Here is a 21,598-nt window from a genome sequence, read left to right on the forward strand (position 1 = left end):
ACCTAAAGCAGCGCACTCCGGGGTCGGTGAAATTCCGAACCGGCGGTTACAGTCCGCGACCCGGCCGCTTCCAGCGGCCGGTTGACCAGGTGAAATTCCTGGACCGACGGTTAAAGTCCGGATGGGAGGCAGTGCGCGGCGGGCGGGCATTCGTGCGCGCCGCCGTCTGTGCTCGTTCCGGTGGGACGAGTCCGTCCGGCGTCGCTCCCGGTGTCGTCGCCCGTACGTTCTGTCGTCATCGACAGGCCCCGGAGTCCGTGCCCTAACGAGGCAGGAGGACCCGGGAAGTGTTCACCGGAATCGTCGAAGAGCTGGGTGAGGTCACCGCCGTCGAGAACCTCGGCGACGCCTCCCGCTTCCGGCTGCGCGGACCCGTCGTCACCGAGGGCGCGAAGCACGGCGACTCCATCGCCGTGAACGGTGTCTGTCTCACCGTCGTCGACCACGAGGGCGACGAGTTCACCGCCGACGTCATGGCGGAGACCCTCAAGCGATCCAGCCTCGGCGCCCTCGGCGTCGGCGCCCGCGTCAACCTCGAACGGCCCACCGCCGTCGGCGCCCGCCTCGGCGGCCACATCGTGCAGGGCCACGTCGACGGCACCGGCCGGGTGCTGGAGCGCACGCCGTCCGAACACTGGGAGATCGTCAGGATCTCGCTCCCGGCCGACCTCGCCCGGTACGTCGTCGAGAAGGGCTCCATCACCGTCGACGGCATCAGCCTCACCGTCGTCGACGCCGGCGCCGACCACTTCACCGTCAGCCTCATCCCCACCACCCTCGCGCTGACCACCCTCGGCCTCAAGCAGCCCGGCGACCCGGTCAACCTCGAGGTCGACGTCGTCGCCAAGTACGTCGAGCGCCTGCTCGCGGCGGGCCAGGGGGTCACCCGGTGAACCAGCTGAACTCGGAGGCGTTCGTCCTCTTCGGCCAGCACATCCTCTGGTCGGACATGATCGGCAACATCCTCGGCCTGATCACCCTCGCCCTCGGCTGGCGCCGCTCCCTGTGGACCTGGCCGGTGCAGTTCCTCTCCGGACTCGTCCTCTTCGGAGCCTTCTACGGCCACCTGACCGGCAGCGCCGGCAAGCAGGTCGTCGTCATGGCCGTCGCCCTGTACGGCTGGTGGCAGTGGAACCGGAGCAAGGGGCGGGCCGCGGACGGCCAGATCACCCCCCGCTTCGCGACCTGGACCGAGCGCGCCGCCATGGTCGGCGCCGCCGCCGTCGGCACGGTCGCCGTCGCCCTCCTCTTCAAGGCCTACCCGTCCCTGTCGTGGGACCCCTGGCCGGACGCCTACATCTTCGTCGGCACCATCGTCGCCATGTACGCCCAGGCCCGCGGCATGGTCGAGTTCTGGTTCGCCTGGCTCCTCGTCGACCTCGTCGGCGTCCCTCTCAACTTCGCCAACGGCTACGCCTTCTCCGGCTTCGTCTACGTCATCTACGGCGCGCTCGTCCTGTGGGGCATGCGCGACTGGTGGCTGCGCTCCCGCAGGGGCCCGGCGCAGCCCGCTCTGGAAGGAGCGCCGGCATGAGCACCGCACCCGTCCTGTACCCCGCCGACGACATCGAGGACTTCGCCCTCGACCCGATCGAACAGGCCGTCGCCGACATCGCGGCCGGCCGCCCGGTCGTGGTCGTCGACGACGAGGACCGCGAGAACGAGGGCGACCTCGTCATCGCCGCCGAGAAGGCCACCCCCGAGATCGTCGCCTTCATGATGAGCGAGTGCCGCGGGCTGATCTGCGCCCCCATGGAGGGCGACGAACTCGACCGGCTCCGCCTCCCGCAGATGGTCGCCGACAACACCGAGTCGATGAAGACCGCCTTCACGGTCTCCGTCGACGCCACCGCCGCGCACGGCGTCACCACCGGCATCTCCGCCTCCGACCGCGCCACCACCCTCCAGCTGCTGGCGAGCGGCACCGCCGAGCCCACCGACCTCGTCCGCCCCGGCCACGTCTTCCCGCTGCGCGCCAGGCCAGGCGGCGTCCTCGTCCGCAACGGACACACCGAGGCCGCCGTCGACCTCGCCCGGCTCGCCGGACTGCGCCCGGCCGGCGCGATCGTCGAGATCGCCGGTGAGGACGGCCGCATGCTGCGCCTGCCCGAACTGGTCCCCTTCGCCCGCAAGCACGGCCTGACGATCATCTCCATCGAGGACCTGATCGCCTACCGCCGCAGCGCCGAGCCCACCGTCCGCCGCGAGGCCGCGACCCGCCTGCCCACCGCCCACGGCACCTTCACCGCGTACGGCTACCGCTCCACCGTCGACGGCGTCGAGCACGTCGCCCTCGTCCACGGCGACATCGGCGACGGCCGCGACGTCCTGGTCCGCGTCCACTCCGAATGCCTCACCGGCGACGTCTTCGCCTCCCAGCGCTGCGACTGCGGGCCCCAGCTCGACGCCGCCCTCCGGCGCATCCAGACCGAAGGACGGGGCGTGGTCGTCTACCTGCGCGGCCACGAGGGCCGCGGCATCGGCCTGCTCTCCAAACTGCGGGCCTACGAACTCCAGGAACAGGGCCACGACACCCTCGACGCCAACCTCGAACTCGGCCTGCCCGCCGACGCCCGCGACTACGCGGCCGGCGCCCAGATCCTCGCCGACCTCGGCGTACGCAGCGTCCGCCTGATGACCAACAACCCCGACAAGACGGACGCGCTGCTGCGCCACGGCGTCGAGGTCGGCGCACGCGAACCGATGCCCGTCCAGGCGGGCGAACACAACATCCGCTACCTGCGCACCAAGCGGGACCGGATGGGCCACGACCTGCCCTGGCTGGACACGGCCCCCGTGTCCCCCTGCGGCAACCAGTGACCACGGCACCACAGCACGACAGCACCACAGCACGACAGCACTACGGCACCGAGGAGAGACGTGAGCGGCAAGGGCGCACCGGAACTGTCCGTGGAGAACGTGGGCGACCTGCGGGTCGCCGTCATCGCGGCCCAGTGGCACGAGAAGGTGATGGACGGTCTGGTCGACGGCGCCCTGCGCGCCCTGCACGACCTGGGCATCGACGAACCGACCCTGCTGCGGGTCCCCGGCAGCTGGGAGCTCCCGGTCGTCGCCAAGGGCCTCGCGGGCCGCGGCTACGACGCGATCGTCGCCCTCGGCGTCGTCATCCGCGGCGGCACCCCCCACTTCGACTACGTGTGCCAGGGCGTCACCCAGGGCCTCACCCAGGTCAGCGTCGACACCGGCGTCCCCGTCGGCTTCGGACTGCTCACCTGCGACACCGAGGAACAGGCCCTCGACCGGGCCGGCCTCGACGGCTCCAGCGAGGACAAGGGACACGAGGCGGTGACGGCGGCGGTGGCGACCGCGGCCACCCTCCGCTCAGTATCCGAACCGTGGCGCTAGCCCGGCCGGCACACCGCGTAAAGTGGGCGGCACCATGTCCAAGAAGACGTTCGAGGAGCTCTTCACCGAGCTCCAGCAGAAGGCCGCCACCGGCGACCCCGCCACTTCCCGCACCGCCGAACTGGTCGAGAAGGGCGTCCATGCCATCGGCAAGAAGGTCGTCGAAGAGGCCGCCGAAGTCTGGATGGCCGCCGAGTACGAGGGCAAGGACGCGGCAGCCGAGGAGATCTCGCAGCTGCTGTACCACGTCCAGGTCATGATGGTCGCCCGCGGGATCTCCCTGGACGACGTCTACGCCCACCTCTGAGCCGCACCGCCCCCACCCGTCCCACCCGTTCTCCACGCATTCCGCCCGAACGAAGGAAGCTCGCCTCATGCTGCGCATCGCCGTCCCCAACAAGGGTTCCCTGTCAGGCCCTGCGGCGGAGATGCTGCATGAGGCCGGCTACCAGCAGCGCCGGGAGTCCAAGGAACTGCGGATCGTCGACCCGGAGAACGAGGTCGAGTTCTTCTACCTCCGCCCCCGCGACATCGCCATCTACGTGTCCTCCGGCCGCCTCGACATCGGCATCACCGGCCGCGACCTGCTCATCGACTCCGGCGCCAACGCCGAGGAGATCCTCCCGCTCGGCTTCGCCCGCTCCACCTTCCGCTACGCCACCAAGCCCGGCACCGCGAAGGGCGTCGAGGACCTCGGCGGCATGACCGTCGCCACCTCCTACGAGGGCATCGTCGCCAAGCACCTCGCCGACAACGGCATCGACGCCTCCGTCGTCCACCTGGACGGCGCCGTCGAGACCGCCATCGAACTCGGCGTCGCCGAGGTCATCGCGGACGTCGTCGAGACCGGCACCTCCCTGCGCAACGCGGGCCTGGAGGTCATCGGCGAGCCGATCATGAAGTCCGAGGCCGTCGTCATCCGCCGCACCGGCGCCGGCACCGACGAGCCCAAGGTCCAGCAGTTCCTCCGCCGTCTCCAGGGCGTCCTCGTCGCCCGGACGTACGTGATGATGGACTACGACTGCCGCGTCGAGCAGCTCGAGAAGGCCGTCGCCCTGACGCCGGGCCTGGAGTCGCCGACCGTCTCCCCGCTGCACAACGAGGGCTGGGTCGCCGTCCGCGCCATGGTCCCCGCCAAGGAGGCGCAGCGGATCATGGACGACCTGTACGACATCGGCGCCCGCGCCATCCTGACCACGGCGATCCACGCCTGCCGCCTCTGAGGTACCCGCCGACGATGTCCGACCTGCCCACCCTCCCCGTCACCTTCCGGCCGGGCCGCACCCGCGCGGTGCTGCTCACCGCCGGTGCCGTGATCTTCGTCGTGATCTCGGGCGTCTCGCTGCTCCTGGAGCAGCTCGGCCCCGGGGAGCGGCTCAGCTTCATCGTCACCGGCGCCCTCAGCTTCTGGGTGCTGGCCCAGCTGGCCCGCGTCAAGGTCGTCGCCGACGACTCCGGTGTCACCGTCGTGAACATCGCCAGCCGCAGGCACCTGGACTGGGCGGAGATCCTCCGGGTGAACCTCCGTCCGGGCGACGCCTGGGTGTTCCTCGACCTCAGCGACGGCACCAGCCTGCCCGCGCTCGGCATCCAGCCGGGCATCGCCAGGGAGCGCGCCATCGCCGACGCACGCGCCCTGCGGAGCCTCGTCGAGGCCCGCTCCCTGCGCGACCCCGGGCAAGATCAGGGCTGACTCGGGGTCGTCCACCCTGCCGCACGGGCCCGTGTCTTGATTAATCTGGTGGCGGAGACGTTTCCCCGACGTCTCCGCCCCTGTCGTGCCGGGCCCGGCGCACAGGGGTTCCTGCTACCCGAGGAGTGACCCTCTCAGGCGATGGACGGTTCGTCCTGTAGTACCTGCGCCGCCCCCTCCCCAGCGGAGGCGGCGGTTTCATGACCATCCCCCTGCTGCTCCTGGCAGCCGCGTTCCTGCTGATCCTGGCCAACGGCTTCTTCGTCGCCGCCGAGTTCGGCCTCGTCACCGTCGAGCGACCGGAGGCCGAGAAGGCCGCCGCCGACGGCGACCGACGAGCCCGCACGGTCGTCGAGTCGCTCAAGGAGCTGTCCTTCCAGCTCTCCGGCACCCAGCTCGGCATCACCATCACCTCCCTCGTCGTCGGCATGCTCGCCGAACCCGCGCTGGCCGAGCTGCTGCACGGCCCGATCACCGCGACCGGCATCCCCGAGGGCGCGGTCTCCGGTGTCGCCGTCGCGGTCGGCATGCTGCTGGCCTCCGCCGTGCAGATGGTGATCGGCGAACTCGTGCCCAAGAACTGGGCGGTGTCCAGGCCCCTCCAGGTCGCGCGCTTCGTCGCCGGCCCGCAGTACGCCTTCGCCCGCCTCTTCCGGCCGGTCATCGCCGGCCTCAACGCCGTCGCCAACCGGCTCGTGCGGGCCCTGGGCGTCGAGCCCGCCGAGGAACTGGCCTCCGCCCGCACCCCCGGCGAACTCGTCTCCCTGGCCCGGCACTCCGCGCAGGCCGGCGCCCTCGAACAGGACACGGCCGACCTCTTCGTCCGCACCCTGTCCCTGGCCGAGCTCACCGCCCAGCACGTCATGACCCCGCGCGTGAAGGTCAGCGCCCTTCAGGCGTCGGCCACCGCCGAGGACGTGGTCAACCTGACCCGCGCCACCGGCCTGTCCCGCTTCCCCGTCTACCACGAGAAGATCGACGAGATCGTCGGCATGGTCCACCTCAAGGACGCCCTCGCCGTCCCCGTCCACGAACGGCTGCGCACCCCCGTCGGCCGGATCGCCCGCCCGGCGCTGCTCGTCCCCGAGACGCTGCCCGTCCGGCCCCTGCTGGCCCGGCTGCGCAGCGAGCAGCCCATCGCCGTCGTCGTCGACGAGTACGGCGGCACGGCCGGCGTGGTCACCCTGGAGGACATCGTCGAGGAGATCGTCGGCGAGGTCCGCGACGAGCACGACGGCGCGGACACCCCGGAACTGGCCGCCGTGCCGCCCGAGGACGGCCGGCCCGCCTGGGACGTCGACGGCAGCTGCCGTGTCGACACCCTGCTGCGGATAGGCCTCGACGTGCCCGAGGGGCCCTACGAGACGGTCGCCGGACTCGTCGCCGACCTGCTGGGCCGCATCCCGGCCGTCGGAGACCGGGCCGAGCTGCCCGGCTGGCGCCTGTCGGTACGCCGCGTCGGCCACTACCGGGCCGAGCGGGTCCGCCTCGTGCGCACCGGGGCCGTCGTGGAGGCCGCCCGATGAGCGTCCTCCAACTCGCCCTCGCCGCTCTCCTCGTGCTCGCGAACGGCTTCTTCGTCGGCGCCGAGTTCGCCCTGGTGTCGGTCCGCCGCAGCCAGATCGAGCCACTCGGCACCGCCCGCGCCCGCCAGGTCCTGCACGGACTGGAGCGCCTGCCCCAGATGATGGCCGCCGCCCAGTTCGGCATCACCGTCTGCTCCCTCACCCTGGGCGCGGTCGCCGAACCCACGGTCGCGCACCTGCTGGAGCCCGTCTTCGAGTGGGTCCACCTCCCGCACGGGATGATCCACCCGCTGGGCTACGTCATCGCCCTCGCCGCCGTGGTCTTCTTCCACCTCGTCATCGGCGAGATGGTCCCGAAGAACCTCGCCATGGCGGCCCCGGAGAAGGCCGCGCTGTGGCTCGGCCCGGGGCTGGTCGCCTTCGCCCGGCTGTGCCGTCCGATCACGGTCGCCCTCGGCGCCTGCGCCCAGGGCATCCTGCGCCTCTTCGACGTCGAGCCCAAGGACGAGGTGGAGGCCGTCTTCACCAGCGAACAGCTCAACCGGCTGGTGGAGGACTCCGGCCAGGCCGGTCTGCTCGACCCCGAGGAGCAGGAGCGGCTGGAGGACGCGCTGGAACTCGGCTCCCGGCCGGTCACGGACGTGCTGCTGCGGCGGGAGTCGCTGGTGACGGTCAGTCCGTCGGTCACCCCCGGCGAGATCGTCGACCTCACCGCCCGCACCGGCTACTCCCGCTTCCCCGTCGCCGCGGAGAACGGCGCCTTCATGGGCTACCTGCACGTGAAGGACGTCCTGGACCTGGAGCACTCCGACCGGGCGGTGCCGCAGCAGGTGTGGCGCTCCATGACGACCCTCCGGGCGGACCTGCCCCTCGACGACGCGCTGACGGTCATGCGCCGGGCGGCGACCCATCTGGCGCAGGTCGCCGACGCCTCGGGCAAGGTGCTCGGCCTGGTCGCCCTGGAGGACGTACTGGAACTGCTCGTCGGCGAGGTGCGGGATCCGGCCCACCGGGACGTGCCCGAGGTGGTGATGGCCTCGTAGCCCTCACGCGCGGGCGTGCCGCTTCCGGCGGCGCGCCCGCGCCACGGGCCGGGCGGCCGACAGGGCCTACGGGGCCTACGGGGCCTACAGGGCCGACGGATCCTGCGGTCCCCGGCCCGACAGCACCTCCCCGTACGCCTGCATCAGGTCCGGCAGCCGCAGCGTCGACAGATCGTCCCGGGTGAGGGCCCCGGGATACACCGACAGTCGCAGGTCCCGGTAGGCGCAGCTCTTCTCGTACAGAGTCCGCAGGAACCGCCCGTTGCCCAGCTCGTCGATCCAGCCCTGCTCCACCACGTGCCCGGCGATCGACCGCAGCTCGTCCAGGGCCTCCTCGTCCCACACGTCACCGTTCTCCGCGGCGAGGACCTCGCCGATCGAGGTGAGTTCCAGGGGCCGGTACGACGGGAAGTCGACCCGGGTCGTGAAGCGGGACGACAGCCCGGGGTTCGCGGCCAGCAGACGGTCCATGCCCTCCGGATAGCCGGCCAGGATCACCACCAGGTGGTCCCGGTTGTCCTCGGCCCGTTTCAGCAGCACCTGGAGCGCCTCGTCGCCGTACGCGTCGCCCTTGCCGTAGCCGGAGTTGGACAGGGAGTACGCCTCGTCGACGAAGAGGACACCGCCCAGCGCGGAGTCGATCAGCTCATTGGCCTTCACCGCCGTCTGGCCGAGGTACTCGCCGACCAGATCGGCCCGCTGGGCCTCCACGAGGTGGTCGCCGCCGAGGAGGCCGAGGGCGTAGAAGACGCGGCCCAGGATGCGGGCCACCGTGGTCTTGCCGGTGCCGGAGGGGCCGGAGAAGACGAAATGGCGCTTGGGCGGCTGGACCGGGAGACCCTGCCCGGCTCTCAGCCGGGCCATGTTCAACTGCGCCGACAACGCCTTGACCTGGCGCTTGACCGGCTCCAGGCCCACCATGCGCTCCAGTTCGGCGAGCGCCTCCTCCAGGAGGACGGGGTCGGTGGGCCCGGCGGGCAGCACCGAGGGCACCAGCGTCCGCTCGCGCACCGCCGGGCCGGTCACCGAGGGGAGGGGGCCGACGGGCGGCAGGTCACCGGGTTCGGTGAGCTTCAGGTCCCGTCCTTCGGTGCCGAAGAGCGGGTCGAGGACGTCGGGCCCGTCACCGGTGTCCTGGCCGGCACCGGTGAGGGTGATCGGGGCGAGGTCGCCCGGATCGTCGTAGCCGTCGCCCTCGGCGATCGCGGCGAGCCGGGCCGCGGTGTCCATGAAGGCGGGGTCGACGCGGTGGACGGCGCGGTACAGGGGGAGGGCGGCGGCCGAGCGGCCGGTGCCCTCGTGGGCGCGGGCCAGCCAGTAGCGCAGTTCCTTGCGCTGCGGCTGCTCGCTGCGGCAGCGCATCAGCGCCGTCGACAGCAGCGGCTCGGCCTGCCCGTACATCTCCAGCCGGACCCGGGCCATGCCGCCGAACAGGCCGGCCTCGATGCCGAGCAGCGGGTCGTCGGCCAGCGGGTCGGTGTGCCGGACCAACTGCTCCCAGTCCTTGACCAGGTAGGCGCGGCAGGCGTGCAGGAAGCGGACCTGCTGGTCGGTGTCGACGGGCGGGAGCCCGGCGAGCGCGCGGTCCAGTTCGGGCACGTGCCGGCCGTCCAGCCAGTGCGAGGCGTGCGCGAGCAGCAGGTCGCGGGGGCTTTCGAGTACCGGTTGCACCCACCAGCCCAGCCAGTACCAGGAGTTGAGGGTGCGTCGGTGCCGGGTGCGCTGTTCGCCGAAGCGGTCGCGGTGCCGGAACATCCTCAGCAGCGCGGTCGTCGTGTCGACGCGCAGCGCGTGCAGCCCGAGCCAGCCGTCGGCCATGCCGGGATCGATCCGCACCGCGGTGCGGAACTCCTCCTCCGCCTGTGGATACGCGCCCATCGTGTAGGCGTCCACGCCTCGCAGCCAGGCGAGGTCGGCCGGGGCCTCGGGGCCCCGCGTGCCGAAGTCCATCACGTCCCCCACAAACCGTGCCCCCGTCGGTATGCCGCCGGGCCGTCGCCCACCGGCCGCCTTGGTCGAACCGCTGTGCCGCGGACCGGAGTTGCAAGGTGCGCGCAGCAGCTGTCCGTAGGTCGCACCGAGGGCATCGTACCTGCGGGGGCGTCGCCCGCCGAAGGGTGCCGCACAGGACGTTTGGCGTGGTGGGGGCAGAAGGGGCGCACCTGGGCACGGTGACCCTGGGTGAGCGAACGGCGCCGCGCGGCGGTCGTCCGGGGCGGAGAACGCCGGACGAGGGCAGAACGAAGCCCCCGATCACGGGGGAACAACCGGGGGCTTCGCGTCCTGGGGCGGCTTGGATTGCCGCACATTGAGAACGTAAGTCCTGTACGGGCCGCCGGTCAAGCAGCGTCGGAGCACTTGGCGAAGTTCGCACGCACGACCCCTTCACAGGTTCACCACATCGCGGGCGGTCCCTCACCCTGTGTGACGGTGTGGTGCGCTCAGCGCGTTCCCATAGGCCCCGGCAGCATCTCGTACCCCTCCTGCACCTGCCGCACCACGGTGTCGGCGTACGGTCTCGACGGGTCTTCGGCGAAATGACGTTCCTCGGCCCGGACCCATCCGTCCCAGAAGTCCCGCTGTTCCTCCCCGTCCCGTGCACGCCCCCGCGCCCAGGCCTCCTCGCGGGGCACCTCCATCCACAGCAGGTGCGCCAGGTGCGGCCGCAGGACGCGGCGGCCCGCGCCGACGCCCTCGACCAGGACCACCGGGGCGGCCCGGAGCGGGCGGGGCGGGCCGAAGCGGCGGGCGTGCCAGTCGTAGGGCGTGTAGCGGGCCGTCCCGCCGGTGCGGAGGGGGGTGATCACCTGGGTCAGCAGACGTCCGGTCCAGGAGAAGGGTTCGTCGTGGCTCGCGATGTCGTCCAGATGGAGAACGGGCGCGTCGCCCAGCGCCTTCGCCAGACGCCCGGCGAACGTGGACTTCCCCGAACCGGCGTGCCCGTCGACGCCGATCAGACGGACCGGGCCGCAGGACGGGGGCAGCCGGCGGAGCCGGGAGGCGAGCTGGTGGATGGCGGGTCCTGGTGATTCGGGGGGTGCCCCGGGCGGGCTCGGGCGGTGCCGCCCGGGGCCGCGCGTGGGGTGGGGGTCTGCGGCGGGCCAGTCTAGTGCGGTAGGGGGACCGTCGGGCGGTCGTCGCGCCGGCGACCCGGTCCGGGGCGGGCCGGGTGCGGTTCGGGTGCGGTCCGCGGGCGGGCCAGGGGGGCGATGCGACGTCCTGGCGCCGGCAGTGGCGTCGGGCGTGGGCCGCCGGTGCGGCGCCCGCCCGGGTGCCGTCAGTGGTCCGGACCCGTGGCGCCGGGCGTGGCACGGGCGTCGGTGCTGGCCGACCCGGCCGCCTGCGGCCATAGTGGGCGCACACCGCGCACCGCACACCGCGCACCGCGCACCGCGCACCGCACACCGCGCACCGCGCACCGCGCACCGCACACCGCGCACCGCACACCGCGCACCGCGCACCGCACACCGCACATCGCACACCCGCACATCGCACACCGCACACCCGCACACCGCGCACCCGCACACCGCACCCGACCTGATCCGACCCGGTCTGATCTGATCCGCCCCGACCCGCGAGACCCTGGGAGTCGTTCGCCCATGAGCCAAGCCGAACAGCCGTCCAGCGGAGCGGAGCAGCGCTCCGGCGGAATCGACCAGTGCCCCGCGGCGTCCGACCGGCCCACCCGCAGGACCGTCCTCGCCGCCGCGGTCGCCGCGGCCGTCGCGGGGGGCTCGGCCCCGGCGGCCGCCGACACCGCGGGCACCGAGGCGGCCGGCACCGAGGGCCCCGGCACGGTCGGCACGGCCGGCCCCGGGACGGCCGCCACCGCGGGAGCCGGAGGGGCCGCCGGCCGGCCCGTCGACCACCGTTCCTGGACGACCCTCGCCGACTGGAGCTCCGGAACCGCCCGGGGGACCCGGACGGTCGCGGGGACCCGGCCCGGCGTCGCCATCGGCACCCCCGTCGGCACCGCCGACTACACCGACCCGCACACCGGCACCACCGCCGCCTGGGAGTACGCGACCTGGACCTCCCCGGTCCACCGGCTCACCGTCCCCGCGACCGAGGCGATCGCGTCCTGGAACGCCGGCACCCCGGGCGGCACCTGGCTCCAGGCCGAACTGCGGGCCACCTACTCCGACGGCACGGACACCCCCTGGTACGTCATGGGGCGGTGGGCGTCCGGCGACCAGGACATCCGGCGGACCTCCGTCGACGGCCAGAGCGACGGCAGGAGCGCCGTCTGGACGGACACACTGGCCGTCGACGACGCCTCCACCGGCCTGCGCCTCACGTCGTACCGCCTCCGGCTGACCCTCTACCGCAGGCCCGGTACGCAGCTCACCCCGACCGTGTGGCGGCTGGGCGCGATGGGCTCCGACGTCCCCGACCGCTTCACCGTCCCGGCCTCCGTGCCCGGCGCGGCCGGGGAGCTGAGCGTGCCGCGGTACTCCCAGGAGATCCACACGGGCCAGTACCCCGAGTACGACAACGGCGGCGAGGCCTGGTGCAGCCCCACCTCGTCCCAGATGATCATCGAGTACTGGGGCGGCCGCCTCACCCCCGAGCAGCTCGCCTGGGTCGACCCCGCGTACGCCGACCCACAGGTGTGCCACGCCGCCCGGTCCACGTACGACCACCAGTACGCGGGCTGCGGCAACTGGCCGTTCAACGCGGCCTACGCGGCCACCTTCGAGGACCTCCAGGGCGTGGTGACCCGGCTCGCCTCCCTCACCGACCTGGAGACGCTGATCGCCGCCGGCATCCCGGCCATGACCTCCCAGTCCTTCCTGAAGGGGGAGCTGACGGGCGCCGGGTACGGCACCTCCGGCCACCTGATGACCGTCATCGGGTTCACCGCGGAGGGCGACGTGATCGCCAACGACCCGGCCTCGCCGAGCAACGCGGCGGTGCGGCGCGTCTACCGTCGCCGCGAGTTCGAGAACGTCTGGCTGCGCACCAAGCGGTACGACGCGAGCGGCACGGTCGTCTCCGGCACCGGAGGCGTCTGCTACCTCTACTTCCCGGCGCGTCCGACCGCGCGCCAGCGCACGGCGCTCGCTGCGGTCGGGGTGCTGTGAACCGGGCACACGGCGGGAACGCGCCCCCGCCGTGTGAGCAAGCTCTCGACCGCAAAAGCCCTGACCGGTGGCAAGGTGGACAGTCCGGACCCTGTACGCCCGACCTCAGCGAGACACCATGACCGCACACGCAGCCACCGCCCCCCGTACCCGCACCGGCGGTCCCGGGGACGACGGGCCGAAGATCCTCGAACATGTCATGGGGTGGGTCCTCGTCGCCGTCGTGGCCATGTTCGTGACCCAGCTCGGACTGCTCTGACGCGGTGTCCGCGATCTCCCGCGCTGTGATCTGACCCACCGTTCGACCTGACATACTGACGTCGTCCCGCCGACCGTTGAGACCAGGGTCGACCTTGAACATCAGTCACCAGCGTGCCGGTGCCCGTCCCCAGGCGCGCGGCACCGAGCGCTCACTGGCGCGTCGCGCCGAACTCATCGCCATCGGGCGGAAGTTGTTCGCCGACACGTCCTACGACGCGCTCTCGATGGACGACATCGCCCGGCAGGCGCACGTCGCCAAGGGGCTGATCTACTACTACTTCCAGTCCAAGCGCGGCTACTACCTGGCGATCATCCAGGACTCCGTCGCGGACCTGGTCTCCTTCGCCGCGAGCGGCCTGGAACTGCCCCAGGTGGACCGGGTGCACCGCACCGTCGACGGCTATCTGCGCTTCGCGGAGCACCACCAGGCCGCCTACCGCACGATCGTCAGCGGCGGTGTCGGCTTCGACACCGAGGTGCACGCCATCCGGGACGGGGTGCGCGAGGCGATCGTGGCGACCATCGCCGAGGGCGCGTACGGCCGCAGCGACATTCCGCCGCTGCCCCGGATGGGCCTGCTCTCCTGGGTGTGCAGCGTGGAGGGCGCCACCCTCGACTGGATCGACCGCCCCGAGCTCTCCCGCGAGGTCATGGGCGACCTCCTGGTGAAGACCCTGGGCGGCGCCCTGCGCGCCGTCGAGGAGCTGGACCCCGCCTTCCCGGCGCCGGAACCGGCGCGCCGGGACTCCTGACCCGCCCCCGGGGCGGAGGCTCGTGGTCCTCCGCCCCGGGTGCCCTCGCGGGTCCGGCCAGCCGATGGCCCTGATCGGCTCACGGCCCGCCGGGTCGCGTACGCCGATGGGCATGAACGCGAGAACGCGGTGCCGGTGAGCCTAGGAGGACTAGACCAGTCCGGTCAATGGTGCGGACCAATCTCGCCGCCTTCCGGCCGTGCGGGCGGTGGGCTCGGCGGGCATACTCGCAGCGCCCGGCCTCCGCCGGCCGCCGCCGCCCGTGCGGCGCGGGGCGAAGGTCTCCGGTGGGCCCAGGGAGGAGAGTGCCGCCATGACCGACCGCTCCCCGCCGCCGGTGGACCGCCTCCTGCCCACGGAGGAGGCCCGCGACCTGCTCGCCCTCGTCCGGGACATCGCCGGCCGCGAGATCGTCCCGACGGCCGCCGCGGAGGAGGCCGCCGGGCACTTCCCGCGCCCGCTGTTCACCCTCCTGTCGGAGGCGGGGCTCCTGGGCCTGCCGTACGAGCCCGCGTACGGGGGCGGCGGCCAGCCCTACGAGGTCTACCTCCAGGCCGTGGAGGAGCTGGCCGCGGCCCGGCTCACCGTCGGGCTCGGCGTCAGCGTCCACACCCTGGCCGCCTTTCCGGTCGCCGCCCACGGCACCGAGGCCCAGCGGGCCGCGCACCTGCCCGGGATGCTCGGCGGCGGGCGGCTCGGCGCCTACTGCCTGTCCGAGCCGTCCTCCGGTTCGGACGCGGCCTCGCTGCGGACCAGGGCGGTGCGCGACGGCGACGAGTGGCGGATCACCGGCACCAAGGCCTGGGTCACCCACGGCGGCGTCGCGGACTTCTACACCGTCCTGGCGCGTACCGGCGGCGCGGGCCCGCGGGGGATCACCGCGTTCCTGGTCCCCGGTGACGCCGAAGGCCTGACCGCCGCGCCGCCGGAGCGGAAGATGGGGCTGCGGGGCTCGCCCACCGCCCAGCTCCACTTCGACGGCGTACGGGTCCCCGACGCGCGCCGCATCGGCGACGAGGGGCAGGGCTTCGCGATCGCCCTGGCCGCGCTGGACTCCGGGCGGCTCGGCATCGCGGCCTGCGCGGTCGGGGTCGCCCGGGCGGCCCTCGACGAGGCGGTCGTGTACGCCGGGCGGCGGCGGCAGTTCGGGCGGCCGATCGCCGACTTCCAGGGACTGCGCTTCCTGCTCGCCGACATGGCGACCCGGATCGAGGCGGGCCGGGCCCTGTACCTGGCGGCGGCGCGGCTGCGGGACGCCGGCCGGCCGTTCGCGCCGCAGGCGGCCATGGCCAAGCTGCACTGCACCGACGCCGCGATGCAGGTCACCACCGACGCCGTCCAGGTCCTCGGCGGCTACGGCTACACCGCGGACTTCCCCGTCGAGCGCTACCTGCGGGAAGCCAAGGTCCTACAGATCGTCGAGGGCACGAACCAGATCCAGCGCATGGTCATCGCCCGTCACCTAGTGGGTCCGCAGACCCGCTGAACTGGCCCGGACGCACCAGTGGGGCCGCCAGGCGCGCCCACTCCGGGTCGTGCCGGCCCGGCAGGGTGCGGCCCCGGTCGGCCCAGGCGCGCATCACGGCACGGTAGATCGGCGGGTCCGGCAGGGGCGGCGGAACCGATTCTGCCGACGCCGGGACGTAGAGCTGGCGGTGACGCCCGGGCGCTGTCGAGTAGGTGAGGACCATACCGGGGCAACGCGCGGGCGCGAGTCCGGGTCACCGGACCGGCCGGTCGGGCGTGAGTTCGGAGGGTGCCCCGGGCTCCGTCGCGGCGGGGCGGGGCCGGTGGGGGCATCGGTTCGGGGCCGGCCGTCCTCTGGTGCGTTCCCGCCGCCGTCGACGAGGTTGACGGGCCGTCAAGTCTCCTGGTGCGCATTCACTCGGCCGGTCATGCGCCGTCAGGCTCGCTCGGCCGGTCGTCCTGCACCGGTCCTGCACCACGGCATCCTCGGGCCACGGCGGACCAGGACCATGGTGCAGGGCAGTCGACGAAGAAGGCGGGCCGGCTCCGGCCGGGCGGGAGGCTCAGGCGGCGTGGCGGCGCACCGTCGGCACGCGCATCGGGCGCGAGCCCGGGCCGCCGACGTGCGAGAAGGGCTGCATGCGCCAGTCCAGGCCCTGCGGGAGCGTCAGCAGCAGGGCGGTGTCCTGCTCCTGGGGCTCGACGGACTCGTCCGCGGGGCGCGCCTCGGCCGCCGTGCGGCCGGTACCGGCGCAGACCGTGAGCCCGAACGGGTTCCACGGCGAGGCGCACAGCGCGTGCTCCGGCAGGATCTCCTCGTCCGCCAGCAGCGCGATGGGCTGCGCGCAGTCCGGGCAGATCACCCGGTACATCTCGAAGGTGTCGTACGCGTCGAACTCCTCGCCTGCGTCGGCGAGTTCGGCGTCGAAGACGTCGGGTTCGACGCCCTCCGGCTCGAGTTCGACGACGACGGGCTGGAACCGCTTGGGCGCGGTACGACCAGGGCGCTTAAGACTCTGCATGGGATTCTCCCCCTCGGGCTGGGCCGTGAAGGCGCTGCGGCCTCGACCACAGCAAGCACTTCCCAGACCGTCTCGGGGGTAATCACGAGAACATCACGAAGCCCGGGCGGGGCTTGTGGCGTTCGTCACATGCCGCGCGCAGATGCCCGAGCGAACCGGTCGATCGGGGCGGCCCGCACCTGACCTCCGGTCACATCACGAACCCGTATGACCTGGGCTGCATAGGTATACGAGGAGATCGCGTGCCCTGTAAGTTCTTGCGCCATGGAGGAGCTGGACCGACAAATCGTGCAGCTGCTCGTCAAGGACGGGCGGATGAGTTACACCGATCTGGGCAAGGCCACGGGCCTGTCCACCTCGGCCGTGCACCAGCGGGTGCGTCGGCTCGAACAGCGCGGCGTCATCCGCGGATACGCGGCCGTCGTCGACTCCGAGGCCGTCGGGCTGCCCCTGACCGCGTTCATCTCGGTGAAACCCTTCGACCCCAGCGCCCCCGACGACATCGCCGACCGTCTCTCCGGCGTGCCGGAGATCGAGGCCTGCCACAGCGTGGCCGGCGACGAGAACTACATCCTGAAGGTGCGCGTGGCCACCCCGCACGAACTCGAGGAACTGCTGGGCCGGCTCCGGGCGCTCGCGGGCGTCTCGACGCGGACCACGGTCGTCCTGTCCACTCCGTACGAGGCCCGGCCGCCGAGGATCTGAGGGGTCCGCGTGCCGGGCGGCCCGGGCGGGGCGCGACACTGTGTCCATGAGTGAGCGCACCCCCGAGCCGAAGACCGTCCTGCTCCGCCGAGGAGAGGTCCACAGCCCCGCCGCCCCGTTCGCGACCGCGATGGTCGTCGAGCGCGGCCAGGTCGCCTGGGTCGGTTCCGAGGGTGCGGCGGACGCCTTCGCCGACGGCGTCGACGAGGTGGTCGACCTGGACGGCGCCCTGGTCACCCCCGCGTTCACCGACGCCCACGTCCACACCACCGCCACCGGCCTCGCCCTGACCGGCCTGGACCTGTCGGCCGCGCCCTCCCTGGAGGCGGCCCTGGCCCGGGTACGGGACTTCGCCGCGGCCCACCCGCAGGACAAGGTGCTGCTCGGCCACGGCTGGGACGCCTCCCGCTGGCCCGGCGGCCGCCCGCCGACGCGCGCGGAACTGGACGAGGCCACGGGCGGCCGTCCCCTCTACCTCTCCCGGATCGACGTCCACTCCGCGGTCGTCACCACGGCCCTGCTGGACCTGACCCCGGACCTCGGCCGGACGGACCTTCCGCCGGACCGCCCGCTCACCGCCGACGACCACCACACCGTACGCGCCGCGGCGTTCGCGGCCGTGACGGCCCGGCAGCGCACCGACGCCCAGCGCGCCGCCCTCGCCCACGCCGTCTCCCTCGGGATCGGCTCGGTCCACGAGTGCGCGGGCCCCGAGATCTCCTCCGAGGACGACTTCACCGGACTGCTGCGGCTCGCCGCCGAGGAACCCGGCCCGCGGGTCGTCGGCTACTGGGCCGAACGGGACGTGGACAAGGCCCGCGAACTCGGCGCCGTCGGCGCGGCCGGCGACCTCTTCGTCGACGGCGCCCTCGGCTCCCACACCGCCTGTCTCCACACCCCGTACGCCGACGCGGCCCACACCGGCCGCGCCTACCTGAGCGCCCCCGAGATCGCCGCACACGTCGTGGCCTGCACCGAGGCCGGCCTCCAGGCGGGCTTCCACGCCATCGGCGACGCCGCCGTCTCCGCCGTCGTGGAGGGCGTGCGCGCCGCCGCCGACGCGCTCGGCCCGGCCCGGGTGCGTGCCGCCCGCCACCGGGTCGAGCACGCCGAGATGCTCAGCCCGGAGACGATCGCCGGCTTCGCCGAACTCGGTCTGACGGCCTCCGTCCAGCCCGCCTTCGACGCCCTGTGGGGCGGCGAGGACGGCATGTACGCCCGGCGCCTGGGCGCCGACCGGGCCCGCACGCTGAACCCGTTCGCCGCCCTGCTGCGCGTCGGTGTCCCCCTCGCGTTCGGCTCCGACAGCCCGGTCACGCCCCTCGACCCGTGGGGCACGGTCCGCGCCGCCGCCTTCCACCGCACGCCCGAGCACCGTGTCTCCGTGCGCGCCGCCTTCACCGCCCACACCCGCGGGGGCTGGCGGGCGGTCGGACGCGACGACGCGGGCGTGCTGGTGCCGGGCGCGCCGGCGGACTACGCGGTGTGGCGCACGGAGGAACTGGTCGTGCAGGCCCCGGACGACCGGGTGGCCCGCTGGTCCACCGACCCCCGCTCCGGAACCCCCGGCCTGCCCGACCTGACCCCGGGCTCCGACCTGCCCGTCTGCCTGCGCACGGTGGTCGGGGGGCGGACGGTCTACGTACGGCCGGGGGAGTGATCCGCCGGGACGGCGGGCGGAGGATCACCCGTCCGCCCGCCCTCCGGCGATCTTGCCGCTGACCAGCGCATTGATCGAAGACCCGCAGGTCGAACGGCTGTTGACAGGCGACGGCGGGGGGCCGATAGGTTCGGCGAGTCCACCACCGGACGCCCCGCTGGGGAACGTCCGCTCACTCGCCGGGGCGCCGCTGGGTCAGGGACGGTCCGCCGCACCGGCGTACCGCCACTGGGAGCCAGGCTCAGCGCCCGCGTCGTGGCGAGGGACCGTTCCGGCCGGTAAGGGAGGTGTGACCCGGATGGGGCCCGGGCGCTCAGTAGACAACGGCTTTCGGTCGACCCGCAGCCAGCGGGTCCCAGGTCGGCCCGAAGAGCGCCGGGCCCCCATCCGCAGCACCCCGGACCACCCCCGTCCGCAGTGCACCGGGCCACTCCCGCCCGCAGTAGCCTCGTACATACAAGCCCAAAAGCGCGTACATACCCCGCTTATCTGAAAACGACACCACCATACGAACGTCCCGTCACGTCGGCGCAGGCGGCGGCCACTATGGTGGTCCCCTGCGTACGGACACGAAGGGGCAGCAGTGAACGACGGCGACGCGACCCGCGCGGCACAGGACCGTGGGAGGCAGTTCGGTCCGCTCGGCAAGGCCTTGGTGATCATCCCGACCTACAACGAGGCCGAGAACATCAAGACCATCGTCGGCCGGGTGCGCGAGGCTGTCCCCGAGGCCCACGTCCTCGTGGCCGACGACAACAGCCCCGACGGCACCGGCAAGCTCGCCGACGAGCTGGCCGCCGCCGACGAGCAGGTCCGGGTGCTGCACCGCAAGGGCAAGGAAGGACTCGGCGCCGCCTACCTCGCGGGTTTCCGCTGGGGACTGGAGCACGGCTACGGCGTGCTGATCGAGATGGACGCCGACGGCTCGCACCAGCCCGAGGAACTGCCCCGTCTGCTGACCGCCCTGAAGGGTGCCGACCTCGTCCTGGGCTCCCGCTGGGTGCCGGGCGGCCGCGTCGTGAACTGGCCCAGGTCCCGCGAGATCATCTCCCGCGGCGGCAGCCTCTACTCGCGCCTGGCCCTGGACCTGCCCCTGCGGGACATCACCGGCGGGTACCGCGCCTTCCGCCGCGAGACCCTGGAGGGCCTCGGACTCGACGAGGTCGCCTCCCAGGGCTACTGCTTCCAGGTCGACCTCGCCCGCCGCGCGGTCAAGGCCGGCTTCCACGTGGTCGAGGTGCCCATCACCTTCGTCGAGCGGGAACTCGGTGACTCCAAGATGAGCCGCGACATCCTCGTCGAGGCTCTGTGGCGGGTCACGGCGTGGGGCGTGGGCGAGCGGGTCGGCAAGATCGCGGGCAAGGGGGAGCGGCAGGAGCAGCAGGAGCAGCCTGCGCCGGCCGACGCTCCGCCGGCCGACGGCGCGTCGTCGGCCGGCTCGGCTTCCGCGGGTGCGTCGTCCGCCGGCTCGGCTTCCGTGGGTGCGGGGTCCGAGGTCCCGGCGTCCGGGGCATCGGTGTCCGGGAGTGAGGCCTCCGGGGAACCGGGGTCCGAGGTGCCGGCTTCCGGGGGATCGGCTTCCGGCCGTCCGGCTGCCGCCGTGCCCACGCCCGCTCCCGAGTCGGCGTCGCCGTCGTCGTCCGAGTCGCCGTCGCGGCCGTCGTCGTCCGAGTCGCACAGCGACGACTGATCGTCCTCTTACGCTCCGCTGAGCCGGGCCCAGGCACACTGGGTCCATGACGACTGGCGCTTCGACCCCCTTCCACCCGGCCCGGCCCCGACGCTCCCGCCTGCGGACGGCACTGCCGCTGGGCGTGGCCGCGTGGCTGGTGCTGGAGATCTGGCTGCTGACCGTGGTCGCGGGCGCGGCCGGCGGAGCCACGGTCTTCCTGCTGCTGGTCGCCGGGCTGGTCCTCGGCTCGGTGGTCATCAAGCGGGCCGGCCGCCGCGCCTTCCAGAACCTCAACGAGGCGCTCCAGCGCGGCACGCCCCCGTCCCGGGGCGGCAACGGCCTGATGATGCTCGGCGGTCTGCTGCTGATGCTCCCCGGCCTGATCTCCGACGCCCTCGGCCTGCTCCTGCTGCTCCTGCCGGTCCAGAAGGCCGTCGGGCGCTCGGCGGAGCGCATGGTGGACCGCAAGCTCCGGGAGGCCGGCCCCGGCTCCCTGGGCGACGCCTTCCAGCAGGCCCGGATGCGCCGCCCCGACGGGAAGGTGGTCCAGGGCGAGGTGATCAGGGACGACGAGCGCGGGAGCGACGCGGGCGACGCGGGCGCGGGTCCGCGTCCGCCGCTGACACGCTGACCGCCGGGCGATCGCCGACGTGTGATCGCAGACATGGGATCGCAGACATGGGATCGCCGTCAGGTGATCGTCGGCTCCGGACGGGCCGGTTCCGAAAGGGCCGGTCCGTCCGGGCGTACGCGCTGTACGACCCCGCGCCCGCGCCCGGACGCACCACGACCGCGGGCGCCGTACGTCTCTCACGTACGGCGCCCGCGGTCATGTCACGTGCGCTGGTGGCCTGGTCCCAGCCCCGCGGGACTACGCCGACTTGCGGCTGTCGCGGGGATGGACCGCGAGGTTCATCGCCCCCGACCGCAGAACGGCCAGCCGCTCCTCGAGGACCTCTTCGAGTTCCTCGCGGGTCCGCCGCTCCATCAGCATGTCCCAGTGCGTACGCGCGGGCTTGGCCTTCTTCTCCTCAGGGCCGTCGCCGTCCACGAGGAGTGCCTGGGCCCCGCAGACCTTGCACTCCCACTCCGGCGGGATCTCCGCCTCGACCGAGAAGGGCATCTCGAAGCGATGCCCCTTCTCGCATGCGTACTCCACGGCCTGGCGCGGGGCCAGGTCGATGCCGCGGTCCGTCTCGTAGCTGGTCACCACGAGGCGCGTGCCGCGAAGAGCTCGCTCACTCATGAATCGTGCCTCCCGGGCTTGTCGCCCACAGGACAGGTGTCGCTGTCGTCGTCATCCGGTCAACGTCCGGTCGGCGGTAAAGATTCCCGTTCCGAGTCCCG

General features: G+C 73.0%; 20 protein-coding genes, 1 pseudogene and 1 riboswitch. Of the genes and pseudogenes, 17 read left to right on the top strand and 4 right to left on the bottom strand.

Annotated elements, in window-relative coordinates:
- Nucleotides 1-8 precede the first annotated feature (8 nt).
- Nucleotides 9-139: riboswitch (FMN riboswitch) on the top strand.
- 148 nt (nt 140-287) lie between these two features.
- From ACZ3KJ_RS15865 to ACZ3KJ_RS15905, 9 genes are all read left to right on the top strand, one after another.
- Nucleotides 288-893 carry a riboflavin synthase gene (locus tag ACZ3KJ_RS15865; protein ID WP_467527350.1) on the top strand — a complete coding sequence of 202 codons (606 nt, stop codon included), beginning with the start codon at nt 288-290 and terminating at the stop codon, nt 891-893.
- Nucleotides 890-1,534, top strand: a complete 645-nt coding sequence (locus ACZ3KJ_RS15870) for a nicotinamide mononucleotide transporter family protein (protein WP_467527352.1) — start codon at nt 890-892, stop codon at nt 1,532-1,534. The genes ACZ3KJ_RS15865 and ACZ3KJ_RS15870 overlap by 4 nt, the downstream gene beginning before the upstream one ends.
- The gene (locus ACZ3KJ_RS15875) at nt 1,531-2,820 is read left to right on the top strand and encodes a bifunctional 3,4-dihydroxy-2-butanone-4-phosphate synthase/GTP cyclohydrolase II (protein WP_467527354.1); all 1,290 of its coding nucleotides are present in this window, start codon (nt 1,531-1,533) and stop codon (nt 2,818-2,820) included. The genes ACZ3KJ_RS15870 and ACZ3KJ_RS15875 overlap by 4 nt, the downstream gene beginning before the upstream one ends.
- A 60-nt stretch (nt 2,821-2,880) precedes the next feature.
- Nucleotides 2,881-3,366, top strand: a complete 486-nt coding sequence (ribH, locus tag ACZ3KJ_RS15880) for a 6,7-dimethyl-8-ribityllumazine synthase (protein WP_389519518.1) — start codon at nt 2,881-2,883, stop codon at nt 3,364-3,366.
- A gap of 34 nt (nt 3,367-3,400) precedes the next feature.
- Complete coding sequence (locus ACZ3KJ_RS15885) at nt 3,401-3,673, top strand: phosphoribosyl-ATP diphosphatase (protein ID WP_389519516.1); 273 nt, start codon at nt 3,401-3,403, stop codon at nt 3,671-3,673.
- A 67-nt stretch (nt 3,674-3,740) separates the two neighbouring features.
- Entirely contained in the window at nt 3,741-4,589 is an 849-nt protein-coding gene (gene hisG / locus ACZ3KJ_RS15890; protein ID WP_389519514.1) for an ATP phosphoribosyltransferase, read from the top strand.
- Nucleotides 4,590-4,603: 14 nt separating this feature from the next.
- Nucleotides 4,604-5,059, top strand: a complete 456-nt coding sequence (locus ACZ3KJ_RS15895) for a PH domain-containing protein (RefSeq protein ID WP_467527356.1) — start codon at nt 4,604-4,606, stop codon at nt 5,057-5,059.
- 200 nt (nt 5,060-5,259) lie between these two features.
- Nucleotides 5,260-6,585, top strand: a complete 1,326-nt coding sequence (locus ACZ3KJ_RS15900) for a hemolysin family protein (protein WP_389519510.1) — start codon at nt 5,260-5,262, stop codon at nt 6,583-6,585.
- On the top strand, nt 6,582-7,628 hold the full coding sequence (locus ACZ3KJ_RS15905; protein ID WP_389519508.1) for a hemolysin family protein: 1,047 nt from the start codon (nt 6,582-6,584) through the stop codon (nt 7,626-7,628). The genes ACZ3KJ_RS15900 and ACZ3KJ_RS15905 overlap by 4 nt, the downstream gene beginning before the upstream one ends.
- Nucleotides 7,629-7,712: 84 nt before the next feature.
- Here the strand turns inward: ACZ3KJ_RS15905 and ACZ3KJ_RS15910 are convergent, their stop codons facing one another.
- Nucleotides 7,713-9,578 carry an AAA family ATPase gene (locus ACZ3KJ_RS15910; RefSeq protein WP_467527359.1) on the bottom strand — a complete coding sequence of 622 codons (1,866 nt, stop codon included), beginning with the start codon at nt 9,576-9,578 and terminating at the stop codon, nt 7,713-7,715.
- A 491-nt stretch (nt 9,579-10,069) separates the two neighbouring features.
- On the bottom strand, nt 10,070-10,642 hold the full coding sequence (locus tag ACZ3KJ_RS15915; RefSeq protein WP_467527449.1) for a uridine kinase family protein: 573 nt from the start codon (nt 10,640-10,642) through the stop codon (nt 10,070-10,072).
- A 585-nt stretch (nt 10,643-11,227) separates the two neighbouring features.
- Between ACZ3KJ_RS15915 and ACZ3KJ_RS15920 the strand changes: the two genes are divergently transcribed.
- The 4 genes from ACZ3KJ_RS15920 to ACZ3KJ_RS15935 all read left to right on the top strand — a co-directional run bounded on the left by ACZ3KJ_RS15920 (nt 11,228) and on the right by ACZ3KJ_RS15935 (nt 15,211).
- The gene (locus ACZ3KJ_RS15920; protein WP_467527361.1) at nt 11,228-12,712 is read left to right on the top strand and encodes a peptidase C39 family protein; all 1,485 of its coding nucleotides are present in this window, start codon (nt 11,228-11,230) and stop codon (nt 12,710-12,712) included.
- A 118-nt stretch (nt 12,713-12,830) separates the two neighbouring features.
- Nucleotides 12,831-12,971: an SCO1431 family membrane protein gene (locus tag ACZ3KJ_RS15925; RefSeq protein WP_467527363.1), complete on the top strand. Its 141-nt coding sequence runs from the start codon at nt 12,831-12,833 to the stop codon at nt 12,969-12,971.
- Nucleotides 12,972-13,065: 94 nt separating this feature from the next.
- Nucleotides 13,066-13,725: a TetR/AcrR family transcriptional regulator gene (locus tag ACZ3KJ_RS15930; RefSeq protein ID WP_467527364.1), complete on the top strand. Its 660-nt coding sequence runs from the start codon at nt 13,066-13,068 to the stop codon at nt 13,723-13,725.
- Between the two features lie 313 nt (nt 13,726-14,038).
- Nucleotides 14,039-15,211 carry an acyl-CoA dehydrogenase family protein gene (locus ACZ3KJ_RS15935; RefSeq protein ID WP_467527365.1) on the top strand — a complete coding sequence of 391 codons (1,173 nt, stop codon included), beginning with the start codon at nt 14,039-14,041 and terminating at the stop codon, nt 15,209-15,211.
- Nucleotides 15,212-15,755: 544 nt separating this feature from the next.
- Here the strand turns inward: ACZ3KJ_RS15935 and ACZ3KJ_RS15940 are convergent.
- Complete coding sequence (locus ACZ3KJ_RS15940) at nt 15,756-16,214, bottom strand: hypothetical protein (protein WP_467527366.1); 459 nt, start codon at nt 16,212-16,214, stop codon at nt 15,756-15,758.
- Between the two features lie 264 nt (nt 16,215-16,478).
- On the opposite strand from ACZ3KJ_RS15940, the gene ACZ3KJ_RS15945 reads away from it, so the two are divergent.
- The 4 genes and pseudogenes from ACZ3KJ_RS15945 (at nt 16,479) to fxsA (ending at nt 20,882) form a co-directional block, all read left to right on the top strand.
- Nucleotides 16,479-16,919, top strand: coding sequence for an Lrp/AsnC family transcriptional regulator (locus tag ACZ3KJ_RS15945; RefSeq protein ID WP_385067172.1), 441 nt, complete (start codon nt 16,479-16,481; stop codon nt 16,917-16,919).
- 46 nt (nt 16,920-16,965) lie between these two features.
- Nucleotides 16,966-18,579: an amidohydrolase gene (locus ACZ3KJ_RS15950; protein ID WP_467527369.1), complete on the top strand. Its 1,614-nt coding sequence runs from the start codon at nt 16,966-16,968 to the stop codon at nt 18,577-18,579.
- 583 nt (nt 18,580-19,162) lie between these two features.
- Nucleotides 19,163-19,951: pseudogene (locus tag ACZ3KJ_RS15955) on the top strand (polyprenol monophosphomannose synthase); the annotation flags it as partial.
- Nucleotides 19,952-20,315: 364 nt separating this feature from the next.
- On the top strand, nt 20,316-20,882 hold the full coding sequence (gene fxsA, locus ACZ3KJ_RS15960; protein ID WP_467527370.1) for an FxsA family membrane protein: 567 nt from the start codon (nt 20,316-20,318) through the stop codon (nt 20,880-20,882).
- 240 nt (nt 20,883-21,122) lie between these two features.
- Here fxsA and ACZ3KJ_RS15965 read toward each other — a convergent pair whose 3' ends face one another.
- Entirely contained in the window at nt 21,123-21,497 is a 375-nt protein-coding gene (locus tag ACZ3KJ_RS15965) for an RNA polymerase-binding protein RbpA (RefSeq protein ID WP_010357981.1), read from the bottom strand.
- Between the last annotated feature and the right edge of the window lie 101 nt (nt 21,498-21,598).

Source organism: Streptomyces sp. NPDC003248, assembly GCF_055563235.1.

Bases quoted from the DNA above. Each gene is read 5' to 3' on its own strand.
- ACZ3KJ_RS15895 (WP_467527356.1), top strand. From the start codon at position 4,604: ATGTCCGACCTGCCCACCCTCCCCGTCACCTTCCGGCCGGGCCGCACC.
- ACZ3KJ_RS15920 (WP_467527361.1), top strand. From the start codon at position 11,228: ATGAGCCAAGCCGAACAGCCGTCCAGCGGAGCGGAGCAGCGCTCCGGC.
- fxsA (WP_467527370.1), top strand. From the start codon at position 20,316: ATGACGACTGGCGCTTCGACCCCCTTCCACCCGGCCCGGCCCCGACGC.
- ACZ3KJ_RS15885 (WP_389519516.1), top strand. From the start codon at position 3,401: ATGTCCAAGAAGACGTTCGAGGAGCTCTTCACCGAGCTCCAGCAGAAG.
- ACZ3KJ_RS15910 (WP_467527359.1), bottom strand. From the start codon at position 9,578: ATGGACTTCGGCACGCGGGGCCCCGAGGCCCCGGCCGACCTCGCCTGG.
- ACZ3KJ_RS15905 (WP_389519508.1), top strand. From the start codon at position 6,582: ATGAGCGTCCTCCAACTCGCCCTCGCCGCTCTCCTCGTGCTCGCGAAC.
- ACZ3KJ_RS15900 (WP_389519510.1), top strand. From the start codon at position 5,260: ATGACCATCCCCCTGCTGCTCCTGGCAGCCGCGTTCCTGCTGATCCTG.
- ACZ3KJ_RS15965 (WP_010357981.1), bottom strand. From the start codon at position 21,497: ATGAGTGAGCGAGCTCTTCGCGGCACGCGCCTCGTGGTGACCAGCTAC.
- ACZ3KJ_RS15935 (WP_467527365.1), top strand. From the start codon at position 14,039: ATGACCGACCGCTCCCCGCCGCCGGTGGACCGCCTCCTGCCCACGGAG.
- ACZ3KJ_RS15875 (WP_467527354.1), top strand. From the start codon at position 1,531: ATGAGCACCGCACCCGTCCTGTACCCCGCCGACGACATCGAGGACTTC.
- ACZ3KJ_RS15950 (WP_467527369.1), top strand. From the start codon at position 16,966: ATGAGTGAGCGCACCCCCGAGCCGAAGACCGTCCTGCTCCGCCGAGGA.
- hisG (WP_389519514.1), top strand. From the start codon at position 3,741: ATGCTGCGCATCGCCGTCCCCAACAAGGGTTCCCTGTCAGGCCCTGCG.
- ACZ3KJ_RS15940 (WP_467527366.1), bottom strand. From the start codon at position 16,214: ATGCAGAGTCTTAAGCGCCCTGGTCGTACCGCGCCCAAGCGGTTCCAG.
- ACZ3KJ_RS15925 (WP_467527363.1), top strand. From the start codon at position 12,831: ATGACCGCACACGCAGCCACCGCCCCCCGTACCCGCACCGGCGGTCCC.
- ACZ3KJ_RS15945 (WP_385067172.1), top strand. From the start codon at position 16,479: ATGGAGGAGCTGGACCGACAAATCGTGCAGCTGCTCGTCAAGGACGGG.